Source organism: Mesotoga sp. UBA5847 (assembly GCF_002432735.1).
Taxonomy (GTDB): domain Bacteria; phylum Thermotogota; class Thermotogae; order Petrotogales; family Kosmotogaceae; genus Mesotoga.
The window spans coordinates 1-11,025 of sequence record NZ_DJGL01000076.1; the positions used below are offsets into that span (position 1 = coordinate 1).

Annotated in this window: 10 protein-coding genes and 1 CRISPR repeat array; of the genes, 1 reads left to right on the plus strand and 9 read right to left on the minus strand. The window is 43.5% G+C overall.

Annotated features, from left to right (window positions below; genetic code table 11):
• Positions 1-758: a CRISPR direct-repeat array (repeat unit 30 nt; unit sequence ATTTAGATACCTTCAAGGATATATGGGGAC).
• Between the two features lie 224 nt (positions 759-982).
• The 9 genes from cas2 to B3K91_RS08960 all read right to left on the minus strand — a co-directional run bounded on the left by cas2 (position 983) and on the right by B3K91_RS08960 (position 9,561).
• Positions 983-1,246, minus strand: a complete 264-nt coding sequence (gene cas2 / locus B3K91_RS08920; RefSeq protein ID WP_292594727.1) for a CRISPR-associated endonuclease Cas2 — start codon at positions 1,244-1,246, stop codon at positions 983-985.
• A 2-nt stretch (positions 1,247-1,248) separates the two neighbouring features.
• Positions 1,249-2,235, minus strand: a complete 987-nt coding sequence (gene cas1b / locus B3K91_RS08925) for a type I-B CRISPR-associated endonuclease Cas1b (RefSeq protein WP_292594730.1) — start codon at positions 2,233-2,235, stop codon at positions 1,249-1,251.
• A gap of 11 nt (positions 2,236-2,246) precedes the next feature.
• The gene (gene cas4 / locus B3K91_RS08930) at positions 2,247-2,753 is read right to left on the minus strand and encodes a CRISPR-associated protein Cas4 (protein WP_292594733.1); all 507 of its coding nucleotides are present in this window, start codon (positions 2,751-2,753) and stop codon (positions 2,247-2,249) included.
• Positions 2,746-5,013 (minus strand): CRISPR-associated helicase Cas3', encoded by a 2,268-nt coding sequence (gene cas3 / locus B3K91_RS08935; RefSeq protein WP_292594734.1) that lies wholly within the window; start codon positions 5,011-5,013, stop codon positions 2,746-2,748. The genes cas4 and cas3 overlap by 8 nt, the downstream gene beginning before the upstream one ends.
• Positions 4,998-5,687 (minus strand): type I-B CRISPR-associated protein Cas5b, encoded by a 690-nt coding sequence (gene cas5b / locus B3K91_RS08940; protein WP_292594736.1) that lies wholly within the window; start codon positions 5,685-5,687, stop codon positions 4,998-5,000. The genes cas3 and cas5b overlap by 16 nt, the downstream gene beginning before the upstream one ends.
• A gap of 4 nt (positions 5,688-5,691) precedes the next feature.
• Positions 5,692-6,615, minus strand: coding sequence for a type I-B CRISPR-associated protein Cas7/Cst2/DevR (gene cas7i, locus B3K91_RS08945; RefSeq protein ID WP_292594739.1), 924 nt, complete (start codon positions 6,613-6,615; stop codon positions 5,692-5,694).
• Positions 6,615-8,216 carry a type I-B CRISPR-associated protein Cas8b1/Cst1 gene (cas8a1, locus tag B3K91_RS08950; RefSeq protein ID WP_292594741.1) on the minus strand — a complete coding sequence of 534 codons (1,602 nt, stop codon included), beginning with the start codon at positions 8,214-8,216 and terminating at the stop codon, positions 6,615-6,617. The genes cas7i and cas8a1 overlap by 1 nt, the downstream gene beginning before the upstream one ends.
• The gene (gene cas6 / locus B3K91_RS08955) at positions 8,213-8,920 is read right to left on the minus strand and encodes a CRISPR-associated endoribonuclease Cas6 (RefSeq protein WP_292594744.1); all 708 of its coding nucleotides are present in this window, start codon (positions 8,918-8,920) and stop codon (positions 8,213-8,215) included. Before cas6 ends, cas8a1 begins: the two co-directional genes overlap by 4 nt.
• Before the next feature lie 317 nt (positions 8,921-9,237).
• A complete protein-coding gene (locus tag B3K91_RS08960) occupies positions 9,238-9,561 on the minus strand; it encodes a thermonuclease family protein (protein ID WP_292594748.1) in 324 nt (107 codons plus the stop codon).
• Between the two features lie 692 nt (positions 9,562-10,253).
• Between B3K91_RS08960 and B3K91_RS08965 the strand changes: the two genes are divergently transcribed.
• Complete coding sequence (locus tag B3K91_RS08965; RefSeq protein WP_292594749.1) at positions 10,254-10,679, plus strand: hypothetical protein; 426 nt, start codon at positions 10,254-10,256, stop codon at positions 10,677-10,679.
• The last annotated feature ends 346 nt before the right edge of the window (positions 10,680-11,025 follow it).

An 11,025-nucleotide genomic window follows, 5' to 3' on the forward strand; every position in this document is an offset into this window, starting at 1 on the left:
ATTTAGATACCTTCAAGGATATATGGGGACCCTCACCAAGCGTAAAATATAGATTGATTTCTTCAGAATTTAGATACCTTCAAGGATATATGGGGACTGCACGCTTCTCTATATCGAGCACGAGACCTCCTATGAATTTAGATACCTTCAAGGATATATGGGGACGGCCGGTGAAGAACCGTTCTATCCGGCTATTCCTGATTTAGATACCTTCAAGGATATATGGGGACCTCGTAAAGTTCCATAGGCTCTGCCAACCCGACCAGTATTTAGATACCTTCAAGGATATATGGGGACTGAAGCCGAGTCATAATGGTATGCGACATGCTCTTTGATTTAGATACCTTCAAGGATATATGGGGACCTGAACCCTGGACGATTCCGTTGAGTTTTATATCTCGATTTAGATACCTTCAAGGATATATGGGGACCTTTCGTGTAGTCCACGAACTTGTTCAAAATCCCCATTTAGATACCTTCAAGGATATATGGGGACAGCCTTCCGGATACGACTCGAACCCCGCGAGCGGGAATTTAGATACCTTCAAGGATATATGGGGACGATTATCGAGGGAATAGTTACAGGTGTACACGTTAATTTAGATACCTTCAAGGATATATGGGGACACAAACTCGTTCATCTTCCAAGCACCGGAATATTCCCATTTAGATACCTTCAAGGATATATGGGGACAAGATATAGCACGTGAACTTGATGTTCAAAGTATATTTAGATACCTTCAAGGATATATGGGGACCCCCGAAAATAGGGCTTATTACATCCAATTATAGCCGACTGCAATCGATTCTCTCAAAAGAAAGTGGTTATCTGTATCGTCGAGCTGTCATGATGCGAATCTCCTTGGGACCAGACGACGTTCTGAAAGCGTTTCAAATAAAGAAAAATTGACAGTTGGTGAGAACTATAAGTCACTTTTCGAGCAAGGAAGTGACGGAAAAATCCAGCCCGACGAGAGTTCTATCATAAGAAATTTTTCGTGTCTGCCTTTTCGAGACCGATAACGGTCTTGTTAACCCATTTCTCATCTTTTATCTTGTATATCAGTACACTATCTTCGTCCTTCTCTATTACTCTCGTAATAGCTTTCTTCATTGCTTCAAATCCGGCAGCAGTCAATTCTCCTTCGAAGACAGAATTTTGAACCCAGTTCAGCTGCCTTTTGAGAAGCTTTCTAATCTTGTCTATTCTCTTTACCGCAACATCGTAAACGACAAGAACATACAAAACTACCACCAGGCCTTGAATGGTTCATAATTCTGATCGCCTATTATGTGCTTTATCAGTCTGTAGCACTCAGAGCGAATCAGTTGCCTGTATGTTAGGTGTTTACCTGATTTCCTGTGTTTTATCGTTGTCTTCATTCTTTCATCGTAATCCTGCAGCATCGTCATCCTCCCCTTATCACTTAGCAGGCATATTCCTTCTTTCTTGGTAAAGTCAGACGTGTCGATTTCTCCGTTGTTCCAGAGTTTGAAAATCATTCTGTCAATTACCAGAGGTTTGAATATCTCTGAGATGTCAAGTGAAAGTGAGAATCTCCTTGTTCCCGGTTCGTGAAGAAAACTGATTGTTGGATCGAGCTGTGTGTAGTATATTTCGCTTAGAGTTGCGGTGTACATTAGGGAGTTTCCAAAAGAAATCAGGGCGTTGACTTCATTGTCAGGCGGCCTTTTTTTCCTCTTATCGAAAGAAGGAGCTTCCTTCAGTATATCGTTCCAGCACGAATAGTAAGTGCTTCTAATTCTTCCTTCTATACCCATCAACTGATCTACTGCACCGGATTCGTAGATCGATGCACTTTCTTTCTCAATTGATTCAATTGCATTGCCGAGTTCTCTTCCTCTTGACTGGTAGTACAAGAGTGTCCGCCGAATGTTTGTCGCTGCACCATCTACAAACAACTGTGCCAGTTTAAGCCTCTTCCTTTTGTTCAGGTAATGTTCGGCCTGTCTAACTTTAACATGACCTGAAACAAGTGTTTCTCTCGGATAGAGAGAACTTGAGTAGAAGCCGTAGTAATTGAAGAAGTGAACGACTTTCCCGTTCTGCGCCAGGAAGTTTATTACCTTGGAATTGAGGGTGACCTCTCCCATCACATACAGATCGTGTATATCTTGTATGGGAATAGCTTTCTTCCTTTCCCCGGTCTTCACATAGAGGGTATTGCCCTCTCGCAGAAGCGTTCCGTTGTTCATGACGTAGTAAGTCCTCAATTTGGGGCCTCCTAACCATAGCAGAAGTCATAGTAAGCGCATTTCCTGCAATAAGGCTTCGATTCAGAATCAAGAGAAGGAGGTGAAGGCATCTTCAGTATTTCGTCAATGTGAGAGATGATAGACTCTATCTTCTCTCTGGCATCCTCATCTAGAGTTACTTTCTTCACTCTGTTTTCTTTTGGATAGTGCAGCTCGCCGTCTACAAAGACTCCTTTTAGTGAAAGATAATAAAGGTAATATAGGATTTGATTCTCACTTGCCTCCTCAAGACGGGATGACTTCTTCACTTCGTGAATCGAGCCACCATCGATGAAATCCACTCTGATTTTGTTGTCTATTAGAATGTCCTTCGCCTTTCGCTCATAGGAATCTTCATGCAGTAACTTTCCAAGCTTCACGTTTTCGTTTTCGCTTTCCATTGAAATTCCGTGGCTGAATAGCCAGAGTTTTCTTTTGCATACGGTGTAATATGAGACCTGCAAACCACCATATGCAGGGAGCTCTGCATCAAACAAAGGGAGATTCTTCCTTTTCGTACTGGATTCCCGTAGAAGCGTCATATGGTATGTTTATCACGACTGTACTTCCGATTAGTTTCACTATCTTTGAATCGGGAACTCTGGACCTCTTCACGGATAGTGTATATCCCTGTAGTTCGGTTGCTGCGCGCAGGCGAGAAATCCTTTCTTTGGAGGATTCCACTTTCTCCACAAGCTTCGATATAACATCTTCTTCTCTTTCATAGATCGCGAGAGGAATGCATTCAATAGATGATATGTCCCTGAAGAGCTTCTGAGCATCATCACGGTTATTGGCTTTTAGAATACCCAACTTAAGCATTTCTATTGCCTTCTCGAACTTCTCCTTAACTTTCTTTGCGTTTTCGCTATAGTAAAGAGTGTTCACTATGTCCTGTTTGTCCTCTTCTGAAAGTAGTCTGCCTGAATACTTCTCCAGGAGCTCTCCCGTTCCTGAGACAAGGTTTCTCTCATATACAGACCCAACGCCGGAAGTCTCATCACTCCAGAATATATGCACGTTTGGTTTTTCGAGATTCAGTTTCCCCTCCCTTATCCTTCTCTCAACCCTACCCATTCTCTGAACGAGGCTGTCAGCCGGAGCAATTTCAGTGAACAGGACTGGGAAATCAATGTTAAGAGACGCTTCTACAACTTGGGTGCTTACAACAATTCCCGTGAAAGGATTGTCATCATCAAGTAGTCTGTTTTCTTTAAGCGACCTGTCCCGCAGGATGAATCCCGAATGAAGGAGCATCAGATTATCTTCTGACTCATTATTGAGTCTTCTTTTCAGTTCTCCATAGAGTTTTTGAGCCTGTTTAACAGTGTTCACTACGACCAGAACTCTTCTCTTTTCCATCCATGAAGCGATAATCGAATCACAGTACTCCGTAATGCTATCCCTGACTATTTCTATCCTGTGTTTTGAGACTTGAAGAAAGCGCCTTTCAATCACAGTATTTGGAAAGTTCTTTTTCACGAAGTCTAGATAAAAGCCTGGCAGAGTGGCCGTCATAAGACAGAATCTTGACCCAAGTTCTGTCACTTCTTTCAAGCCCCAGAGAATTGCTGCCGCTATTTCGGGATTGTATGCCTGTAATTCGTCAATTACTATGTTCGAATAGGAGAGGGTGGCATAGACCTTTTCGTAGCCAGGATACTTGAATGTTGAGGTGAATAACTGATCGGCCGTAGAAACACTCAGCGGTAAGGAGAGCTGCCTCGCTCTGTCCATAAGGCCAACTATTTCGGTGTCCTGCTTATCCCTCTCTTCTATCTCTTTAAGAAGATAGGCAGATGCAGTGCTGTGAAGCAAGCCTATCCGGCCATCATCACCAAAAACCGAAACCATTCTGCTGAACATTGCGTTCACCGAGGTTCTCAGTGGCAATGTGTAGAAAAGCTTCTCGTCTTCGTTCCAAAGTAAAGCTAGTTCAGTTTTCCCTATACCGGTAGAGGCGATCAGTATCACATTTTTTCCCCTTATGGAATTGAGAACCTCCAGCTGCCAGAGGGAAGAAACATCTATCTTTTTTTCTGAGAGATACTTGAGGACAGAATCTTTCGTATTTGCAAATGGCTCAAACTCAGTGGGAAGATGTGCCGATGCCGAGTGGTCAGCCTTCATTAGAAATCCAGCCAGTAGGTCGTATGCTTTTCGGTACTCTGGTTTTTTTGTCAACAAAAGCTCCCACATTGAGGTTCTATGGCTCTCAAGTAATGGCCCTATTTCTTTGAACACAGGACTATTGAGAATGACTCCCAGTTCTTTCATAAAATCGAGTCTCTCGTAGTTGGGCTGTATATCTTCCTTTATTACTTCTTTGAGGAGTTCGCTGTCAGGATCTAATAGTCTCTCCATGAAATCCCTGTGATGATGAAAGGCGATAGCCCTTGTCAGTAATGCCTTGAGATATAGATCCTCTACACCAAGATCCTTTGCATCTGCAAGGAAAAACGCAGCCGATAGAAAGCTATGCGGAATATGAGGATCTAGTGATGAAACAGCAAGAGGATCGATCTTGATCGATTCCCTCAAGACATTCTGAAAAGGCGTGTAGTTCTTCCCCAGGTCATGATAGGCTGCTACTATACTCAACAACCTATTCAAATCGGGCAAGGATTTCGGCCAGGAACTCATTATTCTATTTCCGTACTCTTTGATTAGCAATAGTGTGTTATCCATTACACTCTTGGTGTGGTCGAAAAGAGTCTCAGGTGGTTTCGACTTGGCATAGATCACAGCTCCAGCCAAACAGGGTCACCCTCTTCATCTATTCTAGCTAGTAATATTCTTGGTCTTTCTACATAAAAATAATCTTTCCATTCGAACTCCCTGATTACTGAAGGCGGTGCTTTTTTCTTTCCCTGTTTCATTACTTCTCTATACGAGTAGTTCACAGGTAATCTATAGAGTGTGCCAGAAACCAACATCGAATCTGCCATCTGCTTTGGGATAAATGCTGGCTGCCCGTACTCTTCTTCTATTTCAGGATCATTTACCTGTACAAAACCAGCGCTAACGATCTCAACAAGATCTTCTACTCTTCCGAGAAAGGGGTAATACGGTGGTGAGTTAAGGGCCTGGAGTATCTTCTCGAGAAGCGAGTGGTCTTTAGAACCCACATGGACTGTAAGATTGACTCCATTTAGAACGTTAACAAGAATTGGCCTTGGCTCTTTGTTAAAAGAATTTAAGTTCTTTATGGACAGCTTTTTGTACCACTGGTAGTCTTCCATGATTCCTCTGTGAGAGCCCTGTATGCTGAAACGCAGATCCGGAATAAGGCCATCGGCTCCCAGAAGGCTGTGTATCATTCCATTTACAGTACATGGAGTCGGAAGCGGGTAACTCTCGACTATCTCCAGAGAGAAAGGGATCCTGTAGACCGCCGTCTCCTGGTATAACTTCGCTTTAAGAAGTTCCATAAGATCACTGCCCGCTGTATACAGACTTGACCAGATTCTTCATTTTCTCTATTGCCTGTTCGGGTGATAGAACACTCTCGTCAAACTCATTTGCCCAGTAACCCTTGCGAGCACCAATGAATGTCTCTCCATCTTCTATGGATTCGGATATTTCCTTTATTGGGTCAAGATCTATTCCTGGTTTGTCTCCATCCCAGGCAATCGAGATGGCGTTCATGAAAAACGGATTCTTGATCTTATAGACTCCGCCTGCAACGAAGACCGGTTTCAGATCTTCTCTTCTACCGCGGATGTCTCTGTAGAGATACTTGATTATCTCTAGTAGTTCACAAACTCTCTTGCTTCTCTCTTCAGGAGAAACCTCTACCTTTCTTTCCTCTTCAGGTAGTGATAGATTCCAGGCTTCGGTACCAACTCTGTCGAGATCGACCGTAACGGTGTACCTGTAGAGAGACCTGTGATTCTCTGCGTTCGCAATGTTGGGATTTTCTCCTGCCCTGTCTGCCAGCCACTTGTTTGTCTGGAACTCTACTTCGTAGTTGAACGGTTCAAGGGCGATTGCGGGAGTTAGTCTTACAGGGGCAACTCTGGTCGCCGTTTTATCTTCACTACCTTTGCTTTTTGTCTTCATATAACCGAACAGATCGATCTCGGTAGAAGACCCTATGCTTTCTTCAGCGATGAACTGGACCACCTTATTCTTCCCTGATCCTTCCGCCTTTACCGCAGATAGCTTCCAGCCAAAGCTCTCGTTGCCCATCTTGACTATGCTGTATCTGAGAGACTGTCTGGAGGAGAAATCGTACTCGTTTCCGTTTGCACGCTTAAGCTTCTTGAGAGTGGCCACATTTCCGAAACCCTCACCGAAATTCAGCGATTGCCCTTCCACTACAACGGTTAATGTCAAGCCCCTGTTGTACTTTTCCATTACTGGTTACCCCCTTTATCTTCGTCGTTATCTTCCCTCTTCCCCATAAGGAATCCTGTCATGAAAGCAAAGGCCTTCTCTTTGAAAGTAGCAGCCGGAGACTCTGTAAGAAGTCCAACGATCTCTTCTGGAATGGATCTGTCACTGTTAATGTATATCTTGAGTAGGTTCTCATAGAACTCTTCGGCTTTGTTGTTGTGGATAAGTGAGAGAAGAACGTAAGACATTCTCTTTTTCTTATCCAGCTCGAAATGTGTGAAGTCTCTCTGGCCTATCTCCTGGTACTTCCTCAATATGCCGTAGTTTTCTCTTTCACCCATGTTCTTCGCACCTCCATCTATTTTCGATCTAATCGAATTCCTTCTTGCTGACAGGACAATCGTGTTGAAAGCGGATATTAGAAGCCAGACGAAATATCCATCGTTCTTGACAAAAGTACTCAGAGCAAGAAAGGCCGGCTCCATTAAGTCTTTGCCACTTATGAGGTTCTTTAGAACCACTTGTTTCATAGGACCTTCTTCATTTGTTCCCTCAGTAAGAAGTATCCTGCCTGTTATGTTCTTCAGGTTCGTATCTACAGTCTTGGGATCGGCAAAGAGTCTAGCAACATCAGGAGACAGACTATAAGTTTTAAGGTTTGGAGTATCCTTCTGTGGCTTTGCAAGCATCTCTATAAACTGCACGTTCTCAAGTGACCACTGCGATTTCCTCTTTATGTGGCCTGATAGAGATAGTTCGATAACTCTCTCATATAGCGTCTCTCCCCTCTCAAGGGAGTGTATAAGAGAGATTCCTTCGTTCAAATTGAACAGTTCTTCGATTCCGAGAGCCGCAAGATTTACGAACACCTCGTTTGTTTTATCAACATGATCGTAAGGCTTCCTGGTCAAGCCAGCGTATGTGCAAACCAGTAAGAATCTGCAGACAGGACAAATGTACATATGCGGTTCCAGATTGTAGAAGTAGTTAACAAACTCATTTAGGCTTACCCCAAGAGGAGAGAACAGGGATTTCGAGAAGATAGACTTCCCTTTTTCCAGAGGTTTTGACCTGACTCTGGAGCACATCGAACACAGCGGTTGAGAATTATCCTGTGTTCCATCCAGCGATTCAATAGCTGGATGTACAAATTCCTCGTCGATTGACTCCGCACGCTTTGAGGTTTTGCTGGATGGATTTGCTATAAGGGGTAGATTGGCATAGTAATTCAGAAGCAAGTTGAATTCAACAGGAAACTTTGAGAGTTTTTCAATAGTTTTGGTTACTTGCTTCTTCCTTTCGTTTAGAGAGTACTTGTTCTTGGGTTTTTCAGCGATCTGTTTCTCTACATCTTTCAACGTTTTTTCAAGGCTTGCAATGGCAGTTTTTGTCTGATCTTTCAAATCTTCGTTATATGGAAGATTATCGATAAGTTCTTTTGTGTACCAGTAAAGACTATATGCAAGATATTTATGTCCGAAGTTGTCTAGCAATCCTTCTGTCAGCTCTATTGAACCGTCTTCGTTGAAGAGTTTAGTGATATCCACGCCGGAATACTTCAAGATCCTCAGAAAACCTACTATTCCCATGTTTATAAGCCAGTTGGAGGCGTAAATCTTCATGATACCAGCTCCAGCATTCCAAATCCCTGAGATGTCCTCGTTCCTATTCCCGCATCATACAGGAACTGAAGCATTTTAGAAGACGAGGATAACTCGAAAATGCCTTTGAATCCGGTGTGGTAGGTTCCCATATGTTTTACGACAACTCTTTTCAGTTCAAGAGGAAGCAGCTCTACGCTCCCTTTGAATTCTTCTGAGAAGAATTCTTCGTATCTCACCTTGCAGAAATGGTTCAGGCAGCCATAGAAGCTCTCTTCTCCAGGCAGTAGATATCTTGATCCACTATCCGGGCTCGATTTCACCAGGATAGGGCAGACAGAACGGACACGGATTCTATCTTTAGATCTGATAAGAGTGTTTACAGGCGTAATGTCTTTGAGCTTGATCTTCGAGTCAAAGATTGCGTATTCGCGGTTCTTCCTGAGCCCGTTATAGATCATTGCAATTAGTTTGGTATCTGGGCTGGAGAGTTCAAAGAGAAACGTTGGGGAATTCAGAACAATATTCTCCCTCTTCTTGTCTATCCGCATATCCTTTCCGAAGCAACAGTTGAAGACGATATTCCTACCGGCACGCTTGCCGTAGACCCTTTTGAATTCCTCTGAAGAGGAGTCTTTTAGAGACTCTTTGATAAGCGACATGAATCCCTTACGGTAGTCCAGAGGAATGGGACCCGGAGTTTCATATGTTGTGAGCAATCGCAAAATCATCACCTCAATTCATTTTTCCATAAGCAATATTCATATGACAATTGTTGGTAGGATAACAGTGAAATGCTTTACTTGAGCTATCTGTTACTAAACTTGATAAAAGTCTTAATAAGGATTAATTTATGTACATTATATCTCTTGCAACATAAAAACCAAAATTTAAGAATATCTTCCGTTTTCCCTTCTCAAACAATCTGGTGGTTTATACGTTTCCAGAGACGAGAAACCTAAGAAAACCCAATTGCTTTTTCAGTCAGGATCGACTAGTTAAGATCAGACTGGCACATAAGGAAAAGAAGACATTCTTCCTTTCAAGAACTGCCTTGCTGAAACCGGAAGGCTTCAATCGCGAAATGCTCGACACTTTTTTCGGGATGAACGCTTTCCGGTGTATCCACTCCTATCAGCCTTACTTTTTCAAGAGCATCCGGTGTTATCCCTCTTTTCAAGGTGATCGTGTCACCGTCGACGATAGACCAGACGACGGCTTCATCGTACTCCTGGATGCTGTCAAATAGAATAAGATGCTCTTCAAAATAAGTAGCGGTTATGTCGCCGAAGCGAAGGGTAATTGGAGTCATGGCAAGAACGGTTGTCGATGCAGCTAACAGAAGGAGAAGTAGGATTCTCTTCATAGTGATCCCCCTTATTCTCGTTCTCGATTCCCCATAATAAAAAGCCGCATCCGTTGAAATTATAGAAGAGTTTACATCGAAAACCAAATAACTCAGATCTGGAACTCAGATAAGAGGACCCCGGCCAAAGCCGAGGCTCTTGAAGAAAATACTGCTTTCTCTCCTTGTTAATTGCGATACCTGCTTCTGGGGAAGGTTTTCTAACCTCTAAACTCAACCCTCAAACGTCAGGCTAATTCACCAGCACCTTCATCGCCGTCTTCCATAGTCCTCTGTTGAGAAACATGACGACGAGGTCTATCAAGACATCCAGGATGAAGTCGAAGAACTCCGGGTCTATCTTCCTTTCTTTACCTAGATGTCCGTCCTTCAGAAGATCGAGTATCAGATCCTGATTAGGGGTCCTGAATGGGAGCAAATCAATGCGGGCTAGTCAGATAACAAACGACGTACTTCCTTCAAACCAGCATGTCGATATGACAAGCTGATCTGGCATTTTGCTCCTCCCTCAAAAGCACACACCATAACCCACAACTGACGGATCACTCAACAAGAAAGCCGACTTGCTTTAGGGTGACTGTTTTCCATACTCTACAAGGGACCACGTGTAGCCGCAATATAGATGAAAGTCATTCCTCTAATCTAGAGAAACATGAATTCATGATATTCTATTACTTGCTGGAGGTGATTGTATGAATATATGGTATGTAATAGGCGCAATCGCGCTCGCGGTTGCAGTTGCTTCGGTGCTCATGTTTACCAGTTATAGCGTTCCTGAGAGGCCTCAACTTCCCGACGTTTATATAATGCAATTCGAGCCAAACGTACCGGGAGTAGATATTTCTCTTGAAGTAGGGTCGGTTATTACCGTTTCGATCACCAATAACCTAGAAGAGTCAATAACAGCCATATTCTACGAAGAGATGATTTTACCCACAGGAGAAAGCTCACAAGTGACAATCGAGGGTGAATCTCAGATAGATGTGCTCCCAGGGCAAACACGACAGGTCCATATCACTCCAGGCGGAACCTTCAGTGAGTTCTATCTGCCTTTGGACATAGTTGCCAAAGGTGTCAAATACAAATGCAAAGCTACTATCGGATTAGTGCAGCAATAGGAGGAAGAAAAAGGCATCAGACGCAAGGCTCGCTGGCGTGAGGAAGTGATGCTGCTGCGCAGGAAGTGATGCCCGGCAAAACGTCCGGGGAAGTGATGCTGGAATAAAACATTAGACGCAAGGCTGGCGAAGAACACGCCAGGTCGCAATGCTGCCTTTGGCAGGAGGCCTTCTCAGGTCAACCGTCAACAGTCCACCGATAAGATCAATCGAGAAAGAGCATTGTCGAGAGCTTCGCCTTGAGAGTGCGAGAATTCATAGTTGTCCGTCAACAGTCCACCGTCCTCCGAAATCGACGAAAACCGCGAAAAGAAGAGAGAGCACGAGACGGATGAGATGAGATCCA